This window comes from Collinsella sp. LCP21S3_A9 (assembly GCF_052118785.1).
Lineage (GTDB): Bacteria > Actinomycetota > Coriobacteriia > Coriobacteriales > Coriobacteriaceae > Collinsella.
In genome coordinates, this window is record NZ_JBQKGN010000002.1 from 129178 (window position 1) to 155568 (window position 26391).

18 protein-coding genes are annotated in these 26391 nt (G+C 56.2%); 11 read left to right on the plus strand and 7 right to left on the minus strand.

The window, feature by feature from the left end; all coding sequences use genetic code 11:
* Positions 1-273: 273 nt before the first annotated feature.
* Genes ACTQ05_RS01400 through ACTQ05_RS01410 form a run of 3 tightly spaced genes read left to right on the plus strand, consistent with a single transcriptional unit; the run spans position 274 to position 10406 of the window.
* On the plus strand, positions 274-3345 hold the full coding sequence (locus tag ACTQ05_RS01400) for a hypothetical protein (protein ID WP_441537790.1): 3072 nt from the start codon (positions 274-276) through the stop codon (positions 3343-3345).
* A 12-nt stretch (positions 3346-3357) separates the two neighbouring features.
* On the plus strand, positions 3358-8670 hold the full coding sequence (locus tag ACTQ05_RS01405; protein WP_441537791.1) for a DEAD/DEAH box helicase: 5313 nt from the start codon (positions 3358-3360) through the stop codon (positions 8668-8670).
* Between the two features lie 2 nt (positions 8671-8672).
* The gene (locus tag ACTQ05_RS01410; protein ID WP_441537792.1) at positions 8673-10406 is read left to right on the plus strand and encodes an ATP-binding domain-containing protein; all 1734 of its coding nucleotides are present in this window, start codon (positions 8673-8675) and stop codon (positions 10404-10406) included.
* Between the two features lie 99 nt (positions 10407-10505).
* Here the strand turns inward: ACTQ05_RS01410 and ACTQ05_RS01415 are convergent, their stop codons facing one another.
* Complete coding sequence (locus tag ACTQ05_RS01415) at positions 10506-12248, minus strand: DNA/RNA helicase domain-containing protein (protein ID WP_441537793.1); 1743 nt, start codon at positions 12246-12248, stop codon at positions 10506-10508.
* Positions 12241-12597: a nucleotide pyrophosphohydrolase gene (locus ACTQ05_RS01420; RefSeq protein WP_441537794.1), complete on the minus strand. Its 357-nt coding sequence runs from the start codon at positions 12595-12597 to the stop codon at positions 12241-12243. Before ACTQ05_RS01420 ends, ACTQ05_RS01415 begins: the two co-directional genes overlap by 8 nt.
* A 114-nt stretch (positions 12598-12711) precedes the next feature.
* On the opposite strand from ACTQ05_RS01420, the gene ACTQ05_RS01425 reads away from it, so the two are divergent.
* Positions 12712-12903, plus strand: coding sequence for a hypothetical protein (locus ACTQ05_RS01425; protein ID WP_441537156.1), 192 nt, complete (start codon positions 12712-12714; stop codon positions 12901-12903).
* Positions 12904-13241: 338 nt separating this feature from the next.
* Here the strand turns inward: ACTQ05_RS01425 and ACTQ05_RS01430 are convergent, their stop codons facing one another.
* Positions 13242-13802, minus strand: coding sequence for a TrkA C-terminal domain-containing protein (locus ACTQ05_RS01430; protein WP_441537795.1), 561 nt, complete (start codon positions 13800-13802; stop codon positions 13242-13244).
* A gap of 48 nt (positions 13803-13850) precedes the next feature.
* Complete coding sequence (locus tag ACTQ05_RS01435) at positions 13851-14843, minus strand: potassium/proton antiporter (protein ID WP_441537796.1); 993 nt, start codon at positions 14841-14843, stop codon at positions 13851-13853.
* A gap of 325 nt (positions 14844-15168) precedes the next feature.
* Between ACTQ05_RS01435 and ACTQ05_RS01440 the strand changes: the two genes are divergently transcribed.
* The gene (locus tag ACTQ05_RS01440; RefSeq protein ID WP_441537797.1) at positions 15169-16008 is read left to right on the plus strand and encodes a metallophosphoesterase; all 840 of its coding nucleotides are present in this window, start codon (positions 15169-15171) and stop codon (positions 16006-16008) included.
* A gap of 317 nt (positions 16009-16325) precedes the next feature.
* Here ACTQ05_RS01440 and ACTQ05_RS01445 read toward each other — a convergent pair whose 3' ends face one another.
* Positions 16326-17900, minus strand: a complete 1575-nt coding sequence (locus ACTQ05_RS01445; protein ID WP_441537798.1) for a lipopolysaccharide biosynthesis protein — start codon at positions 17898-17900, stop codon at positions 16326-16328.
* A gap of 177 nt (positions 17901-18077) precedes the next feature.
* Here ACTQ05_RS01445 and ACTQ05_RS01450 point away from each other — a divergent pair, with 177 nt between their 5' ends.
* From ACTQ05_RS01450 to ACTQ05_RS01475, 6 genes are all read left to right on the plus strand, one after another.
* Positions 18078-19649, plus strand: coding sequence for an L-lactate permease (locus ACTQ05_RS01450; RefSeq protein WP_154515661.1), 1572 nt, complete (start codon positions 18078-18080; stop codon positions 19647-19649).
* A 263-nt stretch (positions 19650-19912) separates the two neighbouring features.
* The gene (pckA, locus tag ACTQ05_RS01455; RefSeq protein ID WP_427719537.1) at positions 19913-21583 is read left to right on the plus strand and encodes a phosphoenolpyruvate carboxykinase (ATP); all 1671 of its coding nucleotides are present in this window, start codon (positions 19913-19915) and stop codon (positions 21581-21583) included.
* Between the two features lie 224 nt (positions 21584-21807).
* Positions 21808-22527, plus strand: a complete 720-nt coding sequence (locus tag ACTQ05_RS01460) for a B3/B4 domain-containing protein (protein ID WP_441068315.1) — start codon at positions 21808-21810, stop codon at positions 22525-22527.
* A 163-nt stretch (positions 22528-22690) separates the two neighbouring features.
* Positions 22691-23140, plus strand: coding sequence for a MarR family winged helix-turn-helix transcriptional regulator (locus ACTQ05_RS01465; RefSeq protein WP_154515655.1), 450 nt, complete (start codon positions 22691-22693; stop codon positions 23138-23140).
* Between the two features lie 119 nt (positions 23141-23259).
* On the plus strand, positions 23260-24114 hold the full coding sequence (locus tag ACTQ05_RS01470) for a DegV family protein (RefSeq protein ID WP_441063059.1): 855 nt from the start codon (positions 23260-23262) through the stop codon (positions 24112-24114).
* A 193-nt stretch (positions 24115-24307) separates the two neighbouring features.
* Entirely contained in the window at positions 24308-24628 is a 321-nt protein-coding gene (locus ACTQ05_RS01475; protein ID WP_441048218.1) for an MGMT family protein, read from the plus strand.
* Between the two features lie 192 nt (positions 24629-24820).
* Here ACTQ05_RS01475 and ACTQ05_RS01480 read toward each other — a convergent pair whose 3' ends face one another.
* Positions 24821-25114 carry a DUF6485 family protein gene (locus ACTQ05_RS01480; protein ID WP_441537799.1) on the minus strand — a complete coding sequence of 98 codons (294 nt, stop codon included), beginning with the start codon at positions 25112-25114 and terminating at the stop codon, positions 24821-24823.
* A 221-nt stretch (positions 25115-25335) separates the two neighbouring features.
* Positions 25336-26385, minus strand: a complete 1050-nt coding sequence (gene trpS / locus ACTQ05_RS01485) for a tryptophan--tRNA ligase (RefSeq protein ID WP_441014802.1) — start codon at positions 26383-26385, stop codon at positions 25336-25338.
* Positions 26386-26391 lie beyond the last annotated feature (6 nt).

Sequence of the window (26391 nt, forward strand, 5' to 3'; positions counted from 1 at the left end):
CCGGTCGGCAGATCCGTGCATCTATGTTCACAATCGAATCATTTTGGCGGCGGTTTTGTTGTGCAATAAAAGACACTTGAGCCATAGCAGGTACTTCCAAGCGCTGTTCACCGGATGATAACGACCGTCTGCAGAAACGGCCCATTGGACAGCTTTGTTCGTTGGGTTGCGTATGTGTCTCACGGTATGATTAAAAGCACGTCATGCCAGATCGGTGTTAATAAAAGGCCAGAAATGACGGCATCAAATGCAATCGCGGCATAGGGGATGCTGATGAGCGAATCGAACTACTTGGAGAGGTTGGAGAAAACGTCCATCTCGGAGCTTAGTTTTGATGATGTACGGCTGAAGCGTTCAATTCAGAAAGCTGGCTTCTGCTACTTGCCCGATCTTTTGTCTCTTGCCGATAAAGAAATAGACGCTCGTTTTGATAGCAGATATGCCGATTCAATCATAAGGATGCGAAAGAAATACCGTGCGGCCCCCGACGACTTCGCGGCCTCCATGCTTCAGCCCAAGATGGTCGAGAATACGACGAACGTGAAAGTCCTGCCGAAAAGCCAATCTCCTCGCGAGTCAAATACCGAGACAGCGTCCTCGATAGAGCAATATGAATACGACTTGAGCCATTTTCCGCTCACACGCTCGCATGGGTTGTTTTCGGCAAAGTTGGAGGAATTTGAAGAAAGAGCTCGGGGTGCCTTTGACGACCTTGACTCAAGGTCTGAAAACGTCATGGTTTATCAGACGTTTGAGGAATTCTCGGCAGACCTTGATGAGCTCAGCACTGCTTTTGAAGAACTCATAAAACGTTACCCGACAAAACCTCGCATTGTTCTGATGCTGATTGATAGGTGTTTGCCGAACGCTTTTATGGTTTATGTTGCTGACAAGGCGCGCAGGGTTTTCAACGATCATAACTTATGGGGCAATTTCTTCGCGAGTCTTGGCATTTTCGACAGTAACGTACAGGGGCTTGTAAAGCATATTTTTATGAAACATGTTGAAGAGCGTGGAATGCCTTTGTACGGCCGTGATGAGGAAGTTAATTACTACTACTACACCACACTCCTCCACGGAGGCTTATCGGAAGATTCTTGGTCAAACCTGTGGGAGAAATTACTTCCGCTTGCGAAAGAAGTTTCTAAAGGCAGTTTAGGTTTTGGCGGAGAGATGGACGGGCGCTCCGTTCTTAGGGAGCTAAAGAATCCTGAGAGTCGGTATGCTCCCGAAAAGGCAGTCCTTAACATTCTTGAGAAAGCGCCCGATTCAACCATTGCTCCATTATTTGAGGCGTCCATGCGCGTGGCGGCGCAAATTGTTGACACGAATAGGGCTGGAAGCCGCTACACGATGCTATCTAGTTTCGGTCTGCCTGAAGCTGCAATGCAGGCCCTTCGTGACAATCAAGAGCGTGTGCAGCCCTTAGCGACCGGAGGAAGGGCTGCTGCTGAGACGCAAGAGCGGAGAAGTGGCACCCACCGATTAATCTATCTTCCGATTGCCAGTTTGCAGCTGGATTTATCTGAGGGTGTTGTGACCATGCGCTGGCCGCGCCAACAGTTCCCGCTGCATTTTGCTGGTGACAAGATTGACTATTATGTTGACGGCGAGCTAAAGGCAAGCTCTGAATTCGATATGAGTGTCGGAAAATGCATTTTGAATGCCGTCAGTATTGCCGTTAACCCTCGGGCTCGTTACGACGTGGAATTGAAGCTCATGCAGAAAGATGAGCGAGCGGGTGACTACATCGAGCTTAGCTCTTTGAGCCAGTCGTTCAGTAGGAACAAGCCCGGTTGTTTTGAATTTATAAAGGACGCTAAGGGCTTCTATCGCTTGCGTGGCAAGAACGAGCGGTTAACGAAAAAGCGTCGTATCGCATACATTGTTAAAGACGGATACAAGATCGTTCCCGGGCAAGGCATGAAAGCCGTTTCGGAGTATGAGGCTTCTGGCGATTGGAACGATAACCAGATTTATATCTACGACGTTGAGCCCGGTTCGGCAGGTTCGGTTGTTGACGAGCTTACGGGCGAGGAAGTTGCCGTTTGGCAAGAACGTTATGTCGCAAAGGTTGATAAGCATCGCATTATCGGAGAAACGAGCGACGGCGTTGACTTGTATGGGTGCGTTCCGAACGAACTCAATACCAGCGACGGCCTGCCCTCTGTGAGCATTGAAGCGCTTGATGGCGCGAGCGCCCTAAAAGACTTGGACATCATGTGCTGCTGCGATGGCGAGCTGGTGTCGATGCCTCGTTGCGCCTTATATGAGGACGATACTGAAAATTCAGGTATTGCAAGAATAGAACTCAATCTCTCAAAAACGAGTCTATTCAGTTGGCATATTGAAGAATGCGTCCTAGAGGCGAGGCAGAAATCTGCCGGTGGTAAGGTTGTTTTCCGCTACCGATTCGCAGTGGTACCCATACAAGAATTTAGGCCTCTGTCCATCAGCATTGATCACGGGCGTGCTGTAGCTGAATATGGTTTCCAGGCGTGCCTTCCCATTGATGTTGTGCGTATTCGTGAAGAGGCTGATATGGCAGGCGAATGCGACAGTCCCGATTCTCTCAATGCGTGGGAGCGGTATGAAGCGAAGGCTCTCCTGAAGGATGAGTTCTTGCGCGTTCGCATCCGATCGAAAGGGAGTGGCAAAGAAACTGATGCCAAGCTGGCCCTTGCTGCAATAGATGTTGACATACCAGATAGACTAGCGAATCTATCCGAAGAGCGTCCAATCTGTTTGGCGGATGCGCTAGAGCTCGGTCCTAGCGCGGCAAACTTTAAGATTGTCTCCTATGGTTGGAGGTATAACAGGGCCGTGCTGGCGTTACTCGGTTCAAGACCCCTTTTCTTCAAGGCACTCAAGCAGCCTGGCGAATACGGATTCAATCTTTTTAGGCATGCAAGTCTCTTACAACAAGCTGATAATAAGGCGCCCATCCGCCTTCCCTTGAAGCTGTCCCTGTGGTATGGCGATGACGTGTCAACGGGAGAACTGAAGCCGGCCTGGACTGATGTTCAAATGCTTGACTGCGCTGAAGGGCTCGGCATTAACGGCTGGAAGTTATTGCCGGCCGATTCTCTTGGGTATGTCCTTCGGTTCGAAGGCAAGCCCTTATGCGACATTCATTTCAGGTTTTTTGGACTTTCCAAGTATAAGGAAAGAGGCGAAAAGCCGATTGCTACGGCCTTTGCGGAAAAGGGCTCTGCGGAGGTCGCCCTTCCATCAAGCGTGGTGAGGCAGCTGGGCAACAAGAGAGAGGTCGCAGTTGAAATGTCACCGAGCGACTTCTTTGGAGACCCTCGGCGAGAATACGCGACCAGTATCATTCTTAAATAGCGGGAGCAAATAATGACGGATGTAAAAGAATTCAACCCCATTGAGACTGCGCGCAAAGTGGAGGACTCTTATCGTGAATACATTGCCACTACTATTCACTTTGATGACGCGGATTTGCAGAAGCAGCTTGAGACGATTCTCTGCGAGCCGGGATATCTTGCAAAGGGACCGTTTCTTGAGGCGGCGCCTCCGTACCGCAAGGATAAAACTGTGGCCGACCTGGTGGACGAGGGGCTTCTCTGCAAGGGCATGATGAGTTTAGGCGGCGGAGAGGCACGTAATTTTGACCCCTATCGCCCCTTATATGTGCATCAAGTTAAGGCTATTGAAAAGAGCGTTGCCGGGTGTAATTACGCCGTCGTTACGGGCACGGGTTCGGGTAAAACTGAGTGCTTCTTGCTTCCGATTCTGAATGACATCCTCTCAGAATTTGAAAAGAGTGGGCGATCCGCTGGCGTCCGTGCCATGATTCTTTACCCGATGAACGCCCTTGCAAACGATCAGCTTAAACGATTGCGCCAGTTGCTGAAGGGGACCGATATTACCTTCGGGCGTTATACCGGCGACACTGAGGAGAAAGAGTCCGTGGCTCTCCGTAAGTGGAAAGACGAAAACCCGGATCAAACTAGACTGCCAAATGAAATCATCTCTCGCGAGAAAATACGTGAGAACCCACCCAACATTTTGCTTACAAACTACTCTATGCTTGAGTATCTCCTTCTACGTCCGGAGGATGCGCCGCTGTTCGAAGGGGCATTTGGTGCAAACTGGCGGCATATCGCCATCGATGAGGCGCACGTTTATTCGGGCGCGCTTGGCACCGAAATCGCATATTTGCTGCGTCGAGTAAAGGCTCGTATCGAATCGGAAACGGGGGAGCTGCCCAAGCTTCATTGTTACGCAACTTCCGCAACAATCGGCTCGGAAGAAGATATGCCGAAGGTGGCTAAATTTGCTCGGGATCTTTTTGGCGAGCCTTTCTCGGGTGATCCCGCAGATCTCGATGTCATCACGAGTGAGAAAGATCAGCCCCAAGATGCTCTTGATGAAAAGCCTTGGGGCACGCTTTCTCTAGACACTTGGGCGGAACTTCGCAGGGAACTTTCCGATCCTGAAAACGTAAACGTAGAAGACATTCGCAGCACACTCGCATCTGGTGGAGCTCCTGAAGAGGTTGTAGCGAGACTAGACGGCGAGTCCCCCCTAATGGGACTAGGAAAGATCCTTCTGGGTGAATCGTCTGCGGCAAAACTGGTGAGACGCTGCGAGCGTCTTTTCGACCTCACTGATCTTGACACCATTGAGGAGCTTGAGATCGAAGGGCTCACGGGAGATAAGAGAGGTGTGGAAATCCTCACTGCCATGGTTGAGGTGCTTTCCTCTGCGCAGCGCTCCAAGGATGTCCCCATTCTTACGAGTCGCTACCATTCCTTCTTGCGTGCTCCTGAGGGCATCTATTTAAATCTGCATACACGTAAGCTGACTCCTCACAAAACGATTGCGGAGCATTATGACGATGTAAACGATACTCCTGTATATGAGGTGTCGGTCTGTCGCCACTGTGGGCAGGCATACATCCTTGGTGAGGAGAGCTCCGATCCCGAGGTGAAGACTGCGTGGCTTAGTCCTCGACATGAAGGAACGGATTCCGACGACGAATTTCTTCCGAGGGTCTATTACCGTCTTCTCTCTGACGAATCGGAGAGAGATCCCGATGAGAAGATCCAATGGCTGTGCCCGATATGCGGGTCTTTGTATCATGAAGCCGAGGGTGGTGCTCATCGTTTCGAGCATGAGATTGTCGCCCGCATCCCAATTGCGCTCAACCAAAACGAGAAAAAACAAGCAGATGAGGCAGAAGCGCGTTGTCGCCATTGTGGATATCAGTCCGTTGTGGCAATTCAGCCTATGCGCGTTTCGCCTGAAGCTGCGGGCAGTGTCGTTTGCTACGACTTAGTCAGGGATATTCCTCCTTTTGATGAGGAGGCTGACGAGGATGATTTGTTTGCAGACCTCGATGAAGAACGCAGGGCCGGAAGTGTTATTTGCTTCTCGGACAAGCGCCAGGACGCGGCTTTCTTCGCGCCCGCATTGGACAGAACTTATGGAAACATCACACGTCGTCAGCTGATAAGAGAAGCGGTGGAGGCTCTGTCTCGCGACGGTGAAGGCTGTAAGCCGAGCTCAGTTATTGATTGGATAACAAGTGTTGCAGAGAGGCGATATCCGGGGGTCTTGGGTTCCAACAAGAGGGGCCAGGCGACGGCCTGGGTTCTCGATGAGCTTGCGGCCGAGGATTCGCGGAACAGCCTTGAAGGCCTTGGCGTTGTAAGGATCGAGCCTACTGAATTTAACAAGGGGTTTTCCCATCCTGGGGCGAAAAAGCTTGTCGCAAGGCAAGTGGATATACTTAATGCCGATGGGGCCACCTGGCTTTCATGCGAAGACTACATTTTGTTTGCAAGGACCTGTCTTGAACTGCTCCGAGAGAAAAACGTTATCGAGGTTCCTGAAGGGGTCCCTGAACTAAGAAACAATCATGAGAAGCGCGGCAACCTTGTCGTGCTTGAGAGCGACAGCTCTGCGTCAAAGGATATTGTTCAGTTTGCGGGAGATGCGGTACGTGGTACAGAAAATAAGCGCAGCGCCTTTATTCGCAAGTACGTCAAAAGGGTCCACGGTATCGAGCTGACCCGTGAGGACGTTCGCCCGATTCTGCAAAGTCTATTCCAGTTTATGGGGGAGTATCTAAGTTGCAAGCTATTTAGGGGCGAAGGATATCTGATCGATTCGCGTGAACACTTTAGGCTTGGCAGAGATATTTGGACTATGTATCCGCATTCCAACGATGATATTGTCTATCGTTGTGATGCGTGCGGATGTGAGACTCACCTGGATACGCATGGTGTTTGCATGACAACGAAATGCAACGGCACGATGGTGAAAATGAGCTTCGCAGAGGCAAGAGGCAAAGACCGCTACTATAAAACGGTATATCAAGATGAGGCGCTTCCTCTCAAAATCGAAGAGCATACGGCGCAGCTGTCTTCTAAAAAGGCCAGGGAAATACAGAGCGATTTTATTAAGGGCGACGTTAATGTTTTGAGTTGCACAACGACATTTGAGCTGGGTGTAGACGTCGGTGATTTGAGGGCAATCTTTATGAGAAATGTTCCGCCCAGCACTGCAAACTACACACAGCGTGCTGGACGCGTTGGACGCCGCGCTGGCAAGCCTGGATATGCCATCACATTTGCTCGCTTGCGGCCCCATGATGTCGCGTACTTTGAGGACCCAGCCAAGATAATTGGCGGCAACACGAGAGTGCCAATGTGTTATCTGAATAACGATGCCATTGCGATACGGCATGTTTTCGCTGTCGCTATGTCTGAGTTCTTTCGCTACGCGAGCCGGAGCCTGGGCAAAGACTACTCTCATGGATACAACGACTTTATGGATCTTTCTAAATCGGAGCCGGAAGGCCTCGAAGATCTTCGCCGCTTCCTTGCATCGCGGCCAAAGAGTGTCTATGAACAGCTCGTCCGCGTTGTTCCGCAAGGCATGCCTGTGGCGGAAGAAGTTGGCGTAAACGAGTGGGGGTGGATAGCAAAGCTCGTTGGGCCAATCGATTCGGCTGAGAATGGAGGCGGTGGCAGGCTTCTCCTGGCACATAGCCTTAAGCATGCTGATTTTGAGCGTGTTCAGGATGGTATTGAGCTGAATATGGGCGTCAACGACATTCTCGCATCCAAGCTTTTAAAGTCTAGGGATGCGCTCAAGAAGGAGAGAACTATCGCAATTCTTGCCGAGAACGGAGTATTGCCTAAGTACGGGTTTCCGACTGATCTCGTAGAGCTCCATCTTCTTGATATTGAGAATTCTGTAGGTGAGAACAGGCTCGAGCTTTCTAGGGGTATGCGTCAAGCCATTAGGGAATATGCACCGGGGGCGGAAATCGTTGCCGGCAAGACGCTTTGGAAGTCCGTCGGACTCAGAAAGCCGAAAGGGCAAGAGTTGCGAAAGCGCAGGTATGGAAAGTGCCCAAATTGCGAAACATTTGTGTGGCCCATTGAAAACTACAGTGATAAAGGCGAGTGCCCCGTTTGCCATACCGAGTTTGCTCTCGAAAAGAATATGCTCATACCTTCCTATGGTTTTGTCGGCACAGAAAACAAAAAAGGCATCGGGATTAGAAGGCCGAGGCCAAAGGGGTATGCATCGGTGCACTTTAGCCAGCACTGGCCTAACGAGACTGCGACCGGAGAGTTTTGTTTTCCTGGCGGTGCGGTGAAAGTAAAATATGCCGAGAACGGGCAACTTTGTGTGCTCAATAGCCCTGCTAAGGGCTTCCAAGTCTGCTCTTACTGCAATCGCGCTGCTGTTGGTGGAGAGAAGATTCAACATGCCTACTGGTGCGAGAAGAGCGGCGCTGCTCCAAAGATTAATAGGTTCAGCGCACTGGGTACGGCATTTGTGAGCGACGTTCTCGAGCTCGTATTTGATTTTGATGCGGCGACGGTTTGCTGCGATGGCGACTGGGAAGCTGTGATGTGGGCGCTGGTTACCGCTGCGGCTAAAATCCTTGAGGTTCCCGAGACCGAACTCGGAGGGACTACATACAAAAATGATGCAGGCAGCTTCTCAATACTCATCTATGATGACGTGCCTGGAGGAGCCGGTCATGTGCGCCAGCTCAGCAAAGAGGTGGCGGAACTAATTGAAGAGGCATATAAGGTCGTAGACGGTCATTGCGGATGCGGTGAAGAAACTTGCTGCTACGGTTGTATTGCAAATTATTACAACCAAGCTGTGCAGGCGAATCTTTCTCGAGGCGCTGCAAAGCGAATTTTGGGGACTCTTCTTGCTGTATCGCCTTCCGTTTGTTCTGTCGGCAATGCCGATGAGGATAAAGAACTCGATTGCGAGCCGGATGCCTCGGACTCGGTTGCTGGGTTTGAGCTATATGCCTCTGATGATGGCGCAAACAACAAGGCGCTATCGTTGGCCGAAGCGATGAAACTGTCAATCCAATCTGGTTCTACGGATGAATGGGCCGAGCTGGTTTGTGAGATGGCGAGCTACGATCCGCATTTGCGTTGGGAGACTCCGGACAAAGACGTGGATCTATCTAATGCTAGCGGCGACAGCGCTTACGCCACGTTTGTTTGGCGTAAGTCCAAGGTCATTCTTCTTGATGAAGAAGCGGCGAGCGATTTCAAAGATGTATTTGGGCCTGCTTGGCGCAACATTTCGGGTTGGAGCCTGTTTGTCGTTGGCGATTGCTCCGCCGAAGATGTGATGAGCGAGATTTATAAAGAGGCATAACTGTGGCTGCAAGAATGATACCGAGCCTTGGCCCGGCTGACTACGACGATCGGAGCCGTGAAGGGGAGATTTATTACGCGTTGAGTAAGCTTCCCGATGATTTTACGGTTATCCATTCATACAAGATGTTGGATATTGTGAATGGAAACGCGATCGAGCAGAGAGAAGCCGATTTTATCGTGTTTAATCGCAAGCTCGGCATTCTTGTTATCGAGGCGAAAGCGGGGAGAATTCGCTGCGAAAACGGTGAGTGGTTGTACGGTAGCGGCGTGTCAATGAGAAGGCACGGGGGTCCTTACCGGCAGGCGGATAGTATCAAATGGAAGCTCATTAATCGATTTGAAGATGTAGGGTTGAGAGAACTGTGCAATAGGTGCAAGGTTGCTCACGCGGTTTGGCTTCCGTCTTTGGGCGCCCACGAGCTCGGTTTTATCGACTACTCTCCTGAGGCTTCTCGCGATATTACTTTGTGCAAGACGGACCTTGGGGATCCAACTCAACAAATAGTTCGCATCATGAGCATGGATGTCGGAGGAAGGGAGACGAGGCTTTCCAATGATGAGGCTAAAGAGGTCTTGCATAAAGTGCTCCTGCCGGAGTTCGATATCGTCCCGACGAATTCGGTGGACTATCGATATAACGACTTCGTGTTCGCAAGGCTGCTGGACTCGCAAGCTCGCGTGTTGAATTTCATAAAGGATCAGAAGACAGCGGTAATTAACGGGGCGGCAGGAACTGGCAAAACTCTCATTGCAATTGAGAGAGCTAGGCAGGCCGCCTGTACGGGCAGGGTTCTCTTTTTGTGCTTTAACTCGCTTTTGAAGGAAGAGATTACTAGAAGGTGCGACGATGTCCCGGAAATTGACGTCTATACAATTCCGGGCTACGCCTGCAAGGTCTGCAATTCTCTCGAGCCAAACTACGCCAGCCTGACCGAAGAACTCATGGAGCACCCTGACTCGTTTCCCTATCAGCACATCGTAATAGACGAAGGCCAAGACTTTGGCCTCAAACTCATTGAAGATGCGATGGTGCTCGAAACCTTGCGTTCTATCGTGGACTCGAGGCCGGAAAGCACGATGTACCTCTTCTACGACAAAAGGCAGTTTGTCCAAGGCTCAACTATGCCCAGCTTCCTTATGGATGCCGATTGCAAGCTAACGCTTTATGTAAACTGCCGGAATACGGAGGCTATCGAGAGGTCTTCCTTGAGTGCTCTTGGTGAGGCGCATGGTTTTAGAATGCAGGTTATGGCTAGGCTCGGAAAACCTCCATTGCTTATGATTGATTGTGACGCCGCCGCGCAAGAGGCATTTGTGGATAAGCACATTGATCTACTCAAGAACGCTGGTATTAATGACATTGTGGTTATCACATGCAAGACACTGGAAAACTCTAAGCTGTCGAGTTGTTTCACTGGCGATCTGAGCTTAAAGAGATGGAAAGGTCAGAAGGTTCCCGTCCATACGGTGAGGAAGTTCAAGGGGATGGAGGCTGCTGCGGTAATTATGATTGATGTTGATCAAGCCTTATGGGAACAGCCGTCCATGAGCTACATGCCTGAGCCTGGAACTCTGTTTTATACGGCTGCTTCGAGGGCACGGCATGAGCTTAGAATTGTTTGCGACATGAATGGGGATGACTGCAACCATGCGCTCGTGGCGATGGGTGAAAAAGCGAATAGGCGCCCCGCCAAGAAGCTCGCAAATGTTCTGGGAGCAGTATTGGTTGGATAGGGCGCCGGCGCGCCCCACCGCCCTTTGTGGATCCGAGATTGTTTCCTAGGAGCTTCGCTGCTGCTTTCGTTGCTATTCATGTCATGTGTGGGCGCCAGCCTATATCACCGGGATATACCGCGACAAATACTCCTTGAGTGTGGGGTCGCACACATAGAGATACGTTCCCAGCATGCCACGCGTCATGAGGACATAGTAGGCGTTGACGATAATCTTCCGTAGCTCATCTTCGCTCGCCTTTTTCTTTGCGACAGCATCTTTGAAGTTCGCTTTGTTAACGCAGACGGCTCCTTTATCGGTGTCGTAGTAAATGTCTGGCCCCAGAATGACGAATCCGTAATTGAGGTCGTAGCCCTGCACCGTGTGGATGCATCCAACCTCGTTGACGGCGTTGGCAGAATTAACCCAATCCTTTTGGGTTGAGTTCCAGCGTTTGAGGATACCCTCGATGACGATGTCGAAAGCGTTTTTGTGTTTCTTCGTTTCCCACTTCCACGCAAAGCCTGCCGTCATGCGGGATAGACCAACTTCTTCTTCCTTGGCTTGCTGCAGGGAACAGAAATCCTCAAATCGGTCGACGATTCCAAACTGGTATCTGGGGATATCGCTGTCCGGATCCCCGGCTCGCGAATCGTAAGGCTCCGATGAAAAGAGTTCGTTGAACTTCATGCCGGTATGCATAAACGCCTTGTTGTTGAGTAAGTCATAGACAAAATCGAGGTATTCGTCACCACCGCGTACGCGCATTTGTGTGCTTAGGCTGAACTCTTCAGTTTCAATGCCCGCTTCTTCGAGCTGATTGAGTCGCTGCTCAAGGCCGTCTCGATTGAGTCCGGATGCGCGAACCTGCTGTTTGGGGTCGTAGAACAGGTACGCCTTGTCACAGCATTTGAATATCCAGTCAACCTGGTTGCTCGTATGCGGAAGGCCGAGGCGATCGCAGGTGTTGTAAAAAGCCCCAATGCCGGCGCCCATGCTTAGATAATTACCCAGTCGATGTGCTTCGTCGACAAGTAGGATGTCATAACGATCATTTTTGGTTACGTCACTGGGGCTCAAGATATCGCCAGGCTTTAGCCCTGGAAGGAAGTGCGTGAGTTTCCTGAGGGTCTTCTTCAGAGAATCCATCGGGGTGACAAAACCGACTCGCAGGCCGGAAAGGTTGGGCTCATTTTTGATTTTGAACATGAGACTGATGGCGAGGATTGTTTTACCTGTTCCCGGTGCGCCATTCACGACGGTTATACGTTCTCTTTTTGAGCCGCCATGTTTTGCGTCTTCATGCTCCTGTTCGAGACGTTTAAAAATCGTCTCGATCGTTTCGTATTGGTCGGGCGTAAGCGTCTTGAAAGGTGAGAACTTGAACAGATCGGAGTTCTCGAGCTCTTCAATCGGATGAATCGCGTAGTTTTCTTCGCGAAGCTTTGTCCAGAGGTCTCGGAACTTCTGGCGATATTGAGGCCGCTCAAAATAATCGAATTGGGCATAGCCGTTGTTGGCATTGGTGACCTGGTATTTTTCGTCAGCACAGAACAGCTCAATAAGTCGATTCTCGAACTCGAACGTTGCGGATTGGTTGAAGGTGGGATTGTCGATCAGAAGGGTCCGGTCGAAGTCCTTGTCCACGTTTGCAGCGTGTTGTTTCATACGGCGCTGGTAGTTGGTTGTTTGACCGATGTATGCCGTCTTGTTTCTGCTGTTGGTAAGAATGTAAAGGACGGGCCAACTCTCGTCATGATGGGCTCCAGGCTTTGGCGTGCCAAAGTCCTGAAGCGATTCGCTTGTCTCAAAGGGTTGGGGCAGGGGAAGCGTGTATTGCCGAAGGGCGAACTCATTACTCACGGTGGCCCGCCTTTCTGTATTCGACAGATGATGCGTTGATGGGGTAGCGTTCGCCATTGCGCTTGAGTTTGGACGAAAGCGCCGCTGGCAGGTCGATTTCATTTAAATCTGCGAAACGCAGAAGGAAAAGGAGCGTGTCGGCGACTTCGTCTTCGATGACTTGGCGCTGCTCGGTGTCTTCGAACATTTCTGCAATGCGCTCGTCGCTCATAAAACGAAAGAGCTGAAGGAGCTCGGAGGACTCAGTCGCCATGCCGATGGCAAGTTCTTTTGGCGTGTGATATTTGCGCCAGCCTCGATCGTCGCAAAAATCCCTGACTTGTTCCGTCATGGCATCGAGCTTATCCATCGTCGCAACCTCCCAGATGTTCATTAGTTTATTATGACCGTATCTGGGGTTTATTGCACATCATTTGGAGCGTACGGTTTGTTCGGTCGCGATTGTCCGGCAGGAGGTTTCACCATGAAGATCGACGTTGATGTAGATCAGCTGCGCGAGAGTCTGCTCGATCGCGCGGGGAGTGCAGCAGGCGTGGGCTTTCCGGCTGCCATGCTCGACGTAGTGGATATCGAGGATGAGTCGCCCCAAGAGCTCCTAGCCCGAGCCGAACGCGAAGGCTTCGACCTCCGAGATCTTGCCGTCGACGATGACTAGGAATGTGACAAGGATAGCTAATTTGGGACGGTAGTCTGCACCCCGCAGCTGCGCGAAAATGCATGATAAGCCGTCCCAATGGAGTCTAATGAGCTCGCGACCGTTCTATTTTGACTGCACGCTGGCTAAGTGAGTAGGCTTTATTGGTAATCCTGAGCACACGACTAATTTGCTTCAATAAACCCGCAGGTCACAGACTTGTGCTTTGGTGACGTGGTCGGCGATTCGGCAAAAGTCTACTCACTTAGTTTTGAGAGGCGCTAATTGTCCGCAACGAGACCCCAGCCGGGGCGATTGATGCTCAAATGTAGCCAATTCGGGATGGCTGTCCCTTGCCGCTACGATGCCAGCGTGGCGATGACGGCTTCGTCGCCGGCGTATATGAGGGTGTTGCCGTCGGGGATGATGGTTTGGCCGTCGCGCTTGAGCATCACGACGATAAAGGGGTGCTTGCCTTGCGGCACGTCGCGTAGACGCTGGCCGGCCAGGCGACCGTGGGGCGTCACGGTGACCTCGCGCAGTGTAACCTCGGCACGTTCTTCAAACGTTGGCGCGGCCATCACCAGCAGGTCACCTTCCTCGATGACGGTATCGCCGTTGGGCAGCACCGGGTGCGCGCCGTCGCGCAGCACCAGGGCTACGAGCATGTCCGTGGCACTGCCGATGTCCGCGAGCGAGCGCCCGGCAAACGGATGCCCCGCGCCAACCTTGAGCTTAACAAACGACATGCCGTCCTCGTCGCGGTAGTCGTTAAACGTACGGCGCACGTCGCCGGCCGCATCGATCATGTCGAGCTTTTTCGCCACCGCCGGCAGCAGCGAGCCCTGCACCACAATGCTCGCCACGGCAATCACAAACACCAGGTCAAACAGGTCATGCCCGCCGGGAACACCGGCCACCACGGCAAAGAGGCTAAAGACGACCGAAGCCGCGCCGCGCAGGCCCGCTCAGCTTACGAGCGCAACCTGGCGAGGGCGCGTCTTAAAGGGCGCCAGCAGCAGGCCGACGGCGATGGGGCGGCTCACGAAGAGCATAAACGCCATGAGTGCCAGGCCCGGTAGCAGCATTTGCGGCAGGCGGGCGGGCGTCACGAGTAGGCCGAGCAAGAAGAAGATCGTCATCTCTGCCATCTCGGTGAGGGTGTCAAAGAAGTGCGCCATATCGACCTTGCCGGTGATGTCGCTGGCGCCCAGCACAATGCCGGCTAGATACACGGCCAAAAAGCCGTTGCCGCCCAGATAGCTCGGCAGCGCGTAGGCGACGATCGCCACGGCGAACAAAAAGATGGTCTGCGCGCCCTCGGCCGTTGCGTGCGCGCGCTCAATCAGGCGGCCCGATGCCCAGCCGATGACAAGGCCCAGGCCCACGCCCAGGATGATCTGCTTGGCGAGCAGCACGGGGATGTTAATGTCGCCGCCGGCCGCAAGGGTTGCGAGCACGGCGGTGAGCATGTAGGCGACAGGGTCGTTGGAGCCCGATTCGACCTCGAGCAGCGAGTCGGTGCCGTCCCTCAGCGAAAGGTTGTGCTCGCGCAGCACGCTAAAGACACTCGCCGCATCGGTCGACGCCACGACCGAGCCTAGCAGCAGGCCACCGATCCAGTCGAAGCCTAGCGCGAAGTGTGCAAAGGCGCCCGTGATGCCGGCGGTAATGACGACGCCGAGCGTGCTCAGCAGCACCGCGGGCACGGCGACAGGTTTGGCGCGGTCGATATTGGTGTTAAAGCCGCCGTAGAACATGATGAACAGCAGCGCCGTGCTGCAGACGGTTTCGGTGAGCGCGTAGTCGCTAAAGTCGATGTGCGCCGGACCGTTGACGCCCAGCAGCATGCCCAGCGCGATAAAGATGAGCAGGGTGGGGAAGGGGAGCTTTTTGCCGACGGGTTTGATGGTCAGGCACAAAATGATGACGAGGCCGATAAAGAGAAGGATCTGGTTCATGGATAGTGTCCGCTCCTGGGAGGTTGGCGTGGCACGGTCAGTTGTCTGCGGTTATTTGTACCCAAAGATGGTGGGTTTATGGGAACGGATTGCGGGCGTGCGCATTTTCGACACGAGGCTGCGGCGTGTGCGACGTTGGTCGGGGAGCAGCTGCCGGCGGTGCACCGTGAACTGCGCGCGCGGGCGTGCGGCTGCTAACGACCGTTGGCGACGCGTGGCCCTTCCCAGCTTTATTGCAACGGAGTACAATGGGTAACGTTTAAGTTCAACTTGAAGTTTTAGTTGTGGCTCCGGGCTTCGGCCGTAATGCAGGGAAAGGCGTTCCATGGCGATCTATGTGACATCCGATGCTCACGGGCACGTGCGCGCGCTGGACGAGGCCCTTTCCAAGATCTCGCTAACGTCCGACGACACGCTGTACGTGTTGGGTGACATGATCGATCGCGGTCCCGATCCGGTCGGCGTCATCAACTTGGTGCGATCGCTGCCCAACGCTCGCGTGCTTAAGGGCAACCACGAGCAGATTATGCTCGACGCGATCATCGGCCAGGACCCGCTTGATGCTGAGACCTGGGATATCAACGGCGGTTGGACCACGCGCCAGCAGCTCAACGAAATGGAGTTTGAGGCATACGAGGAGTTGGTACGCTGGGCTGCCGCCCTGCCGCTCTATGCGGTGGCAGAGACTGCCGAGCGTCCGTATCTGCTGGTGCACGCCGGTATTCAGACCGAGGCGGCGCGTGCGTTTTTGCTTGAGCACGGTGTCGATTGCGGTGACGGCAGGGGAGCGGTCGATGCCGATAGCGAGTTGCTGCAGCAAATGCTCGCCGTGCAGTCGTCCGATGACTTGCTGTGGATTCGCCATGGCTACTGGGATGCCCCGACGGGGCTGCTATCTGCCGAGGGCAAGGGTCCGGTCGTGGTGAGCGGCCACACGCCAACGGTGTCGCTGGGGCGCTATTGCGAGGTTGGCGGCCTGGCGGGACTCGATGAGGAGTCGGGCCGCGGACAGATTGTGCGCCTGGGCGGCGAGGATACCGCCGGCGTTCCCGACCGCATCGACATCGACTGTGCCGCCGCCACCGGCTCCGAGTTCGGCCGCGTAGGCATTCTGCGCCTAGACGACGGGGCGGAGTTCTATGCAAACATTCTCCCTGGCGAGTAATCGGTGCAAAGGGTAGCTAATTTGGGACGGGGCTTTTTTGACTACTTTTGCCCTTCTGCCCATCAAATGATTTTTCTGGGGCGGGGATTACATAATCATTTGGCTGCCCGCTGGCTAAGTGAGTAGACTATTTTGGAAATGCTGAGCACCCAACATGTTTGCTTCAACAAAACCGCAGGTCACAGACTTGTACTTTGTCGGTGTGGTCGGGGATTCGGTAAAAGTCTACTCACTTAGTTTTGCGTGATGCATATTGTCCGCAACAAGACCCCAGCCCGGGTAATTCCATCGCAAATTCCGGTGGCCGAGGCAGCTAATTAGACACCGTACGGGTTGCGGGCTCGTTCTATGCGCTGGCGAATGTGGGCGTACTCGACAATCAACAGCACCAGCAGTAGGGCCATGATAGCCAGGTAGCTCACGGCGGCACCCATTAGCCCCAGTAGGTTGATGAGGACCATCGGCACCACCACGCTCACGGCAAAGCAAATGAGGTAGATCTTGGTGACATCGCCGGCGTGGCGCAGCACTGTGATAATGGCGTAGATAAAATCGATGGCTGCGGTGATGCCGCCGGCGACGACCATCAGCAGCGCCAATGTGCGGTAGCGCTCAAAGTTGAGGCCGTACATAAAGCTCATAAGGGGAATGCCGGGGCCTGCCATAAACGCGGCGCATGCGCCAGTGAAACCCAAGATCAGCGCCATGACGGCGACAATAATTAAGTCAAAGCGGCGACGCTTGCGCGGGTTAGCCCAAATGCTCGACAAACGCAAGAGCTGCGGTTTATAGATAAAACCAATGCTCAGCAAAATGGCCTGCGCCGGAAAGAACAGGGCATTAAAATACAGCTGATATTTGTAGGCCAGCGTGCCTTCCATCACAAACTTGGGCATGCTCTCGATAAGGTTGAACAAAAAGAGCGCGCCAAAGAGCGGGGCGCACTGCGCAAAAAGGCGGCCGACTTCGCGTATGCTCACGCGACGCGATTTTTCGGTTTCGAGCAGGGCGAGCGGGGCGGTGACCAGCACGAGTGAGGCAATGGCGGCGACGCCCATGGCCATGGCCGCGATGGGCATGCTGCGCGTAAGGAACAGCGCCACGCTAAAGACCGCGATGACGCCGGCGGAACGCAGCGTTTGGCTCATGCCGGCCAAATAGAGCTTGTCGGCCTGCTGCAGGCGGCCCTCGTACACGTCGGCGATGCCGTCGATCACCTTATACAGGTAGACGCCCAGGCCGATCGTCGCCATCTGCGCGTCATAGCCGCGGGCGCTGCTGTACATGAGGCCGCAGCCTAGGGCGAGAGCTCCGCAAAGCCAGCGGTTGAGCTGGTAGGAGGCAAAGGACGTCTTCTCGTCGATGTCCGAGACCTGAAAATTGCGTACGCCGTAGTTGCACGCGATCATGATGAGCGTGCCGGTGACAAAGGCGATGGAGAACTTGCCGGCTTCTTCGGCGCCCACGAGTTGCGTGGACACGATAGTGAGCAGCGGAAACGCCATGCCCCACACAGCGGTGCCGAGGGTGTTCCAAAGGTAGTCGCGGCGGGTGGCGTGCTCCTCGTATTCGGCTTCTTGCGTGGAGAAGCCGCCGCCGTAGACGGCGCCGAGCAGGCGGTTCCACCAGGCGTTGACCATACGGCGGACGGGACCGGGCTCGCGATCGCGCTCGCGCCGACGACGCGTGGCTTGGCCGCTATTTGGACCGCCGGCGTTGCGCTGACTCAGCTCCTGGATACGCGCGAGCTCCTCGGCGGTGTGCGATGCGGGGAACAGGCCGTTCTCGATGCGGCCGCCCTGTCCGTGCGCCCCGCCCGATACAGCGGGGTTGGCGATACCGTTGCGGCGGGCGATGGCGCGGCGGATGCTATCGAGGGGCGAGATGCTCAAAGCGGGTCCTTTCTATTGCTGCGTTCTAGTATAGACGCGACGGTGTCACTCATGTTTTTGAACGGATTGTTCAATATTTTCGGGGGGCGGCAGTAAATTGTCGGTGAGCGTGCGGTATCCTGTTGAAGTTATGTGATACCACGATGCCGCCCGCGCGGCACCAAGGAGCTTCTACCTATGGACGTCGCCGCATTCTTGCTGGCTCTTGTGCCGATCATTTGGCTTGTCGTGATGCTGCTGTGCTTTAAATGGCCAGCTTGGAAAGCCGCCATCGGATCGTTTGTCCTTTCGTGCGTGCTTGCCTTCGCATGGTGGCACCTGCCGGCAGCGCAGATCGCGACCGCCTCGCTCGAAGGCTTTTTGATGGCCCTGTGGCCCATCGTTTTGGTAATCATCGCCGCGGTGTTCACATATAACCTGTGCGTTCGCACGGGCGCCATGGACGTGATCGGCAGCATGATCACCTCCATCAGCAGCGATCGCCGCCTGCTGGCGCTGCTTGTGGCCTGGTGCTTTGGTGGCTTTATGGAGGGCATGGCCGGTTTTGGCACCGCCGTCGCTATTCCCGCCGGCATGCTCGCGGGCCTGGGCTTTGAGGCCGTGCCCGCCGTGCTCATCTGTCTGCTGGCCAACGGCGTGCCCACGCCCTACGGCTCCATTGGCATTCCCACGGTGTCCGTTGCCGGTCTGGTGGGCCTGGACCCGCTACATTTGGCGACCGTTCAGATGGTGCAGTTGGCGCCTTTCTTTGCGATGATGCCTCTGTTTATCGTGCTGGTTGCGGGTCGTGTCGCCGATGACCAGGGTAATGTTGCGGGCGTTGCCGAGCGCCTGAACGGCGTGGCGGGCATCGCCGTGCTCTCCGGCGTGTCCTTTGCCGGTGCGGCGCTTGTCGTTGCTATGTTTGTGGGTCCCGAGCTTGCCGTCGTCGTCGGTTCCATCGTTTCGCTCGCGCTGACAGCTGCGCTTGCCATGCGTGCCGAGAAGTCGGGGCATCTGGACGCACGCTTCCACATGAATATCGAGGCCGGCGAGCAGCTCACCGCTAAGTCGGCGCTTTCGGCTTGGTCGTGCTTCATCCTGATCTTTGTGCTGCTGTTGGGAACGTCTAACCTGGTGCCTGCCGTGCATGCTGCGCTCGCACCGTTTGCGAGCCAGGTGCAGGTGTATTGCGGCGAGAACCCCGGCACGCTCACGTTTTCGTGGATCAACACGCCGGGCGTCTGGATTTTCCTGGCGGCGTTTGTCGGCGGCGCCATTCAGGGTGCTTCGCCGCGCATGATGGGCAAGGTACTGGCCGCGACCGTCAAGCAGATGATGCCGACGGTCATTACCATGCTTTCGGTTCTGGGCTGTGCCAAGGTTATGGGCTATGCGGGCATGATCTCTTCGATCAGCGCGTTTTGCATTGCGGTCGCCGGTGGCCTGTACCCGATTCTGGCTCCGTGGATCGGCGCGGTCGGTGCGTTCGTGACCGGTTCGGGCACGTCTTCTGGCATGCTGTTTGGTCCCATCCAGAGCCAGGCTGCCACCGCGCTGGGCGTGAGCGACTACTGGATGGTCGCGCTGAACGCGCTTGGCGTCGCCGCCGGCAAGATGATCTCGCCGCAGACGCTCGCTATTGGTCTTGCCGCCGTGCACGTGCGCGGCAAGGATGCCGAGCTCCTGGGCGCCGTCCTGCCCTACGCCGCCGGCATGCTGGTCCTCATGAGCGCCATCGCCATGCTCGGCCAAGGCCTGCCGCTATAGTTGGCACTTTGGGAACGTCCCTAAGTGCCGGCATCCGGGGACACTCCTTGAATGTTGCCTGTTCAAGAGTGTCCCCAACGACTCGTCGTTTGAGAACGTCCCCAATGACTACCCAATGACTAGGCCGCTTGCCTGGGATTTTTGACCGTTGGGCGGGCTTGCCGCCCTTGCCGCAAAAAACGTTTTTGCATATCGGGTACAACGAACTTTACGTGAGTAAAGTGCGCGCCGCGCCCGCGTGACGCGCTTTTAAAGGAGGCCCCATGCCTGGTGTTACCCCTGCAGAAGTTCTGTCCAACTTTGGTATTACGCTGGTCGAAGATCCCGCCGAGAATCAGCCGCGTCTGCTGGTCGATCTACCTGCTGCGGAGCTCGTCGAGCACGCCATCCGCCGTGAAGAGGGCCGCATGGCATCCAACGGCGCGCTGGTAATCGAGACGGGGGAACGCACCGGCCGTTCTCCCAACGACCGCTTTATCGTTGACACCCCCGATGTTCACGACAAGATCGCCTGGGGCGCCGTCAACCGCCCGCTTTCGATTGAGAGCTACGAGGCCATCAAGGCCGGCATCGTCGACTATCTCAACGAGCGCGATGTGTTCGTCACCCGCGGCATGGCGGGTGCCGACCGCAACCACACGCGTCGCCTGCTCGTTGCCTGCGAGCGCGCGAGCCAGGCGCTCTTCATTAAGCAGATGCTCGCCCGTCCGCTCGCTCGCGAAATTGCGCGCACCGGCGAGCCGGACTTTTGCGTGCTCGCGGCACCCGGGTACCAGTGCGACCCTGCCATCAAGGGCCTCAACTCCAGCGCCGCCGTGGTCATCAACTTCCAGGAACGCGTGATTCTGGTTGCCGGCACCGGCTACTCCGGCGAGATTAAAAAGTCCATCTTCAGCGTCATGAATTACCTGCTGCCCGTCGAGGACGATGTGCTGCCCATGCATTGCTCGGCCAGCATGGATCCCGTCACGCACGAGACCGCCGTGTTCTTTGGCCTGTCCGGCACCGGCAAGACCACGCTTTCGGCCAATCCCACGCGCCTGCTGATCGGCGACGACGAGCACGGTTGGTCCGACATGGGCATCTTCAACATCGAGGGCGGCTGCTACGCCAAGTGCGAGGGCTTGGACGAGTTTCACGAGCCCGAGATCTTCAATGCCGTTCGCTTTGGCGCGATCTGCGAAAACGTGGTGCTTGACGAGAACCGCAAGCCCAACTACGATGACGTCTCGATCACGCACAACACGCGCGTTGCCTATCCCGTCGAGCATATCCCCAACGCGTGGACCAAGGGCATGGGCACCACCCCGAGCGTCGTGCTGTTTTTGACCTGCGATGCCTTTGGCGTGCTGCCGCCTATCTCGCGCCTGACGGCCGATGCCGCCATGTATCACTTTGTGACAGGCTTCACCGCAAAGATCCCCGGTACCGAGGTCGGCGTCACCGAGCCCACGCCTACGTTCTCCTCGCTGTTCGGAGAGCCGTTTATGCCGCTCGATCCCATGGTCTACGCCAAGATGCTCGGCGAGCGTATCGCCGACGGTCGCACCCGCGTCTATCTGCTCAACACCGGCTGGATTGGCGGCGGTTATGGCGTGGGCCATCGCATCGAGCTTGCCTACACGCGCGCCCTGGTCGCACGCGCCCTCGACGGTACCATCGAGGACAGCGAGTTCTTGCACGACGATATCTTTAATGTCGACATTCCCACCACGTGCCACGGTGTGCCGGACGGCATCCTGGTGCCGCGCCAGTACTGGCAGAGCACAGCGCGCTACGACGAGGCCGCGCACAACCTGGCGGTGATGTTCGAGGAGAACTTCGAGAAGAAGTACTCGCACCTGCCCGAGTCCGTCAAGGCCGCCGGCCCGCACGCTCAGGTGTCCGCCGAGGCCCGTCATCGCGGCCGCGGCCTGCTGGGACTCCGCCACTAGCGTCGCCTCGAGTCCATATCCACCACAAAGAGGCAGGCGCCTTTGTGGTGGTTTTGCTCGTGTGGATGACTCGGGTTACAATGCGCCTGACATATCGTCCCCTTCTCCGGATGGGGACAGCGTAAGCGCTCTTGTGACGGCACCGTAGGACTTTGAAGGTGGCCGCTGTGAGGGCGCTTTTTGTTTAGGCGCTCGCGTTGGCGCGAATTGCGAAGGGAGAGCGTATGAAGGGCTTTGTTGCCGAGGATTCATTTTGGGAGCTATTTCCACAGGCGGCGGTCGGCGTCGTGGTCGTAAAGGGCATGAAGCCCGCGGCTACGATTCCTCAAGAGGACGTGGACGCGATTGCGGCGCTGCTCGATCGCGCCAATATCGATGCGGAGCGCCACCTGACAAGCGATACCATCAGCGAGAACGCGCCGGTCAAGGCTTGGCGCGAGGCCTATCGCCTGTTCAAGACTAAAAAGGGCGCCCGCTGCTCGATCGAGAACTTGCTCAAGCGCGTGCTCAAGGGCAAACCGGTCGGTCATATCACACCGGCGGTGGATATTTACAACACGGTGTCGCTGACCTACGCGCTGCCCGTGGGAGGCGAGGATTTGCACGCGATTGAGGGAGACCTTCGCTTGAAGGTGACCGACGGTGGCGATGCGTTCCTGCCGCTTGGCGAGGAGGCGGATGACCCGACGCTGCCCGGCGAGCTCGCCTACATCGATGATGCGGGCGCCGTGTGCCGCTGCTGGAACTGGCGCGACGGCGTTCGAACGGCCCTGTCCGACGATTCTGCCGATGCGTTCCTGGCGATTGAGTGTGTTGAGCCCGAGCGAATGGGGGACTGTCAGGCCGCGATCGATCGCTTAGCCGAGCTGCTTGAGCGCTATCTGGGAGCGACGGTTGTCGTCAAGACGCTTGTGACCCGCGATAACCCGCGCGTGGAACTCTAGCTCGGGCCAAACCACCACACAAACCACCACAAAGGTGCTATCCCCTTTGTGGTGGTTTTTATGTTGATGGGTTAACAAATAGGGCGTTCGGGGCTTGCGATCGCTGGGTACGGCTAAGATGTTTACCCGTTAGCATCATGTAAGCGAAAGGCGGTCGTCTCCCATGCAGCAGAACGACGAGACACGTTTTGAGGATTTTGTCGGACTGATTAGCGGGCTCTACAAGGAGATCCAGCGCATTAAGGCATCTGAGGGCGCAAGGCTGGGCCTTAAGGGTTCCGATATCATGTGCCTGTACTATCTTGAGCGCAGCAAGGACGGCCTGACTGGTGCCGACCTCGCCCGCATGGCAGGCGTGACCCGCGCTGCCGTCTCGCGCACGCTGGCGCATCTGGAAGAGGGCGGCTACGTCGAGGTCGACGATTCGGGCGATGCCGCCGTTAAGTATCGCGCCCCGGTTCGCCTGACCACGTTGGGCGGCGAGAGCATGAATGAGGCCGATCGCATTATTCGCGAGGTGCTCGACGCCACCGGCAAGGCCATGGGCGTGGAGCAGCGCGAGCAGATGTACGCGTCGCTGCGTACGATTCTCGACACCCTGCGCGAGCTGTAGGGCCGCCTAGGCATTTGCTTCCCATTAACAACTGCATCGTCCCGTTTGAGCGCGTATACCGTGCCGGGGCATTGCTGTCAAAATTCCCTGCGCGGGACCTGTGCAAGAAAGGATTCGCTATGTCCGTCCGCATTATTACCGATTCCGCAAGCGATATGTCGCCGGCGGAGCACCCGGCACTGGCTGTTCTGCCGCTGTCCGTCACCTTTGGCACCGATGTTTACATGGATGGCGTCGACATCGATCACCAGCGCTTTTACGAGATGCTCGTGGAGCGCGATGAGCTGCCCAAGACCGGTCAGGTCAACCCGTACGCGTTTTCGCAGGCTATCGCCGAGGTTCGTGAAGCCGGCGATGAGGCCGTGATTATTACCGTGGGCGCTAAGCTTTCCGGCACCAATCAGAGTGCGCGCACCGCTCTTGCCGAGGCCCCGGGCGGCGATGTGTTCGTGGTAGACAGCAACAACGTCACCCTGGGCGAGCGCGTGCTGGTCGAGTATGCCCTGCGCTTGGTGGACGAGGGCCGTAGCGCGGCCCAGATCGCGGCGGCGGTCGAGGCCGTGCGCGACCGCGTGGTGGTTATCGGCCTGCTCGAGACGCTGGAGTACCTGGTGCGCGGCGGTCGCCTGTCTGCTGCGGCCGGCGCCGTGGGTACGCTGCTCAACGTAAAGCCCGTGGTGGCTGCCGAGGATGGTCTGATCGTGCAGCTGGGCAAGGCGCGCGGTTCCAAGAACGGTCGCAACCTGCTGAACCAAAAGGTCGAAAAGGCGGGCGGCGTCGACTTTTCCATGCCGCTGGCGCTCGGCTATACGGGCCTTTCGGATGCGGTGCTCAAGAAGTATATCGAGGACAGCGCCGCGCTGTGGGCTGGCCACACCGAGGGCGAGCTGCCCGTTCACACCATCGGCGCCACCATCGGCACCCATGTAGGCCCCGGTGCCGTAGCCGTAGCCTTCTTCCAGCCTGCCAACTAACCGACCTGCCAAAAAGGGACAGGTTTATTTTGGCAGGTTTTATCTGGGCAAACGCTACCTGCCATGCCATGTGATCCCTCGGCGATGACGGGGTTGCGGACCATCGGCCGCACGGAGGCCGCAAATGATCCGCAACCCTGCCGTCCCCGAGGGATCATTTGATTTATGCTGTTGCGGGCGGAAAGGAGCATCGATGGCGTCTGAGGGCTTTTTTGAGCGGGTGTACGAGGTAGTCGAGCAGATCCCTGAGGGGATGGTTGCCACGTACGGCCAGGTGGCGCTGCTCGCCGGCCGTCCACGAAGTGCGCGGTACGTGGGGTATGCCCTGCATAGCAATCCGCGCCCCGGCGAGATTCCCTGTCACCGCGTGGTGTTTGCCGATGGTCGCATTTGCGAGGGCTTTGCCTTTGGCGGTCCCGACGCTCAGCGCGAGCTCCTGCTGGGGGAGGGCGTGGTGTTTGCCGATCCCATGCACGTCGACTTGGCTGCCTGTCGTTGGCCGGCTGGGTTATAGCGACTCGTTCGCGCTAAAACCACTACAAAGGTGCCTGTCCCCTTTGCGGTGGAACGCTGGCTCCATTGATGTTTCCCCAGATAAAACCTGCCAAAATAAACCTGTCCCTAATTGGCAGGTTTAACGGGGTTAACTTATGCAGAAGGTGTGGCGGCGCGGTTTGATACTGCAAAGTAAACAACGGTGTGATTGTTAGTCCCGCTTACAGCAACTGATCTTGGTAAATCCCTGCGGCGCTTCTTCGCCTGCGGGGATTCTTGGGCTGTCGCTTCCCAGATATGCTTCTACATGCCGCGCGAACGCTTGCCACGACCACTCGTCTTTATCGGCCTCAAGCCGATCGGGAGAAATCGCGTTGAACAGGCACGTTGGAATCTCGTGCTCGTGCAGATTCTTAGCGATACACGGTGTGCAGCCCTTCTCGTGGTTGACAGGGTTAAATGGGCATTTCCGGTCGTTGCAGGTACAAAACGCAACTGAGCTCATGGGACTCCTTCCGGTCGGTCGGGTCTGCCGTAAAAGCTGCCGCATGTTAAACAATAGGGTGTCATTGCTTAACAGGATATAGCCTCAAGGTGCTTGCGACTTAGGGGTTCTGCCAAGCGGCTGAATATCTCGGCGACCGACCTCTGAAGAAAACAAAACCGCCGCAACGAGGATTGTGCCAATCGCGGCGGTTTAGTTTGAGTGTTGTTTATTGCTCTCGACTAGTACACCATGCCCATGGCGTCTCGAACCTCTGCCAGCGTCTGCTCGGCAATCTCGTTGGCGCGACGGTTGCCCTCGTGCAGGACGTCCTTCACATAGTCCAGGTCGTTCTCGTAGCGCTGGCGACGCTCGCGGATCGGTGCGAAGTACCCGTTGACGGCCTCGGTCACGTACTTCTTGAGTTGGCCAGAGCCGCCCATGCCAATCTCCTCGGCAATCTCGACCTCGGAACGGCCGGTGCAGATGGCGGCGGTCGAAAGCAGGCCGGACACGCCGGGGCGGTTCTCGGGATCGAACGTAATCATGCGCTCGGAGTCGGTCTGGCTCTTCTTGATGCGCTTGGCCGTCTCCTCGGCGGTCATCGAGATATTGATGGCGTTGCCGTAGCTCTTGCTCATCTTGCGGCCGTCCAGGCCGGGCAGCAGCGGGGTCTCGGACAGCAGCGCGTCGACCTCGGGGAACACCTTGCCGTAGCGGTTGTTAAAGCGGCGGGCGATGGTACGGGTGAGCTCGATGTGCGGCAGCTGGTCGCGACCGACGGGCACAACGTTACCCTTGCAGAACAGGATGTCGCAGGCCTGGTGTACCGGATAGGTGAGCAGAAGGCCGGTGAGCTCGTGGCCCGAGGCCTCCATCTCGGCCTTGACGGTGGGGTTGCGCGCCAGCTCGGCCTCGGAGACCAGCGACAGGAACGGCAGCATGAGCTGGTTGGCGGCGGGCACGGCGGAGTGCGTGTAGATCATGGTCTTGTCGGGGTCGATACCGCAGGCAAGGTAGTCCATGACCATGTTATACACGTTGTCCTGGATGTGCTCGGTGGTGTCGCGGTCGGTGATGACCTGGTAGTCGGCAATGAGCACGTTGGTCTTGGCGCCCATATTCTGCAACTCCACGCGGCCCTTGAGGGTGCCAAAGTAGTGGCCTAGGTGCAGACGGCCGGTGGGGCGGTCGCCGGAAAGCATGGTGAACTTCTCGGGCGTCTTGGCCAGGCCCTCGCGAATGGCGTTGCTCTTTTGCAGCGCGACTTCGTAGCTGTTCTCGTTTGGCATGATTGC

Bases quoted from the DNA above. Each gene is read 5' to 3' on its own strand.
- ACTQ05_RS01400 (WP_441537790.1), top strand. From the start codon at position 274: ATGAGCGAATCGAACTACTTGGAGAGGTTGGAGAAAACGTCCATCTCG.
- ACTQ05_RS01405 (WP_441537791.1), top strand. From the start codon at position 3,358: ATGACGGATGTAAAAGAATTCAACCCCATTGAGACTGCGCGCAAAGTG.
- ACTQ05_RS01420 (WP_441537794.1), bottom strand. From the start codon at position 12,597: ATGGATAAGCTCGATGCCATGACGGAACAAGTCAGGGATTTTTGCGAC.
- ACTQ05_RS01425 (WP_441537156.1), top strand. From the start codon at position 12,712: ATGAAGATCGACGTTGATGTAGATCAGCTGCGCGAGAGTCTGCTCGAT.
- ACTQ05_RS01435 (WP_441537796.1), bottom strand. From the start codon at position 14,843: ATGAACCAGATCCTTCTCTTTATCGGCCTCGTCATCATTTTGTGCCTG.
- ACTQ05_RS01440 (WP_441537797.1), top strand. From the start codon at position 15,169: ATGGCGATCTATGTGACATCCGATGCTCACGGGCACGTGCGCGCGCTG.
- ACTQ05_RS01450 (WP_154515661.1), top strand. From the start codon at position 18,078: ATGGACGTCGCCGCATTCTTGCTGGCTCTTGTGCCGATCATTTGGCTT.
- pckA (WP_427719537.1), top strand. From the start codon at position 19,913: ATGCCTGGTGTTACCCCTGCAGAAGTTCTGTCCAACTTTGGTATTACG.
- ACTQ05_RS01460 (WP_441068315.1), top strand. From the start codon at position 21,808: ATGAAGGGCTTTGTTGCCGAGGATTCATTTTGGGAGCTATTTCCACAG.
- ACTQ05_RS01465 (WP_154515655.1), top strand. From the start codon at position 22,691: ATGCAGCAGAACGACGAGACACGTTTTGAGGATTTTGTCGGACTGATT.
- ACTQ05_RS01470 (WP_441063059.1), top strand. From the start codon at position 23,260: ATGTCCGTCCGCATTATTACCGATTCCGCAAGCGATATGTCGCCGGCG.
- ACTQ05_RS01475 (WP_441048218.1), top strand. From the start codon at position 24,308: ATGGCGTCTGAGGGCTTTTTTGAGCGGGTGTACGAGGTAGTCGAGCAG.
- ACTQ05_RS01480 (WP_441537799.1), bottom strand. From the start codon at position 25,114: ATGAGCTCAGTTGCGTTTTGTACCTGCAACGACCGGAAATGCCCATTT.
- trpS (WP_441014802.1), bottom strand. From the start codon at position 26,385: ATGCCAAACGAGAACAGCTACGAAGTCGCGCTGCAAAAGAGCAACGCC.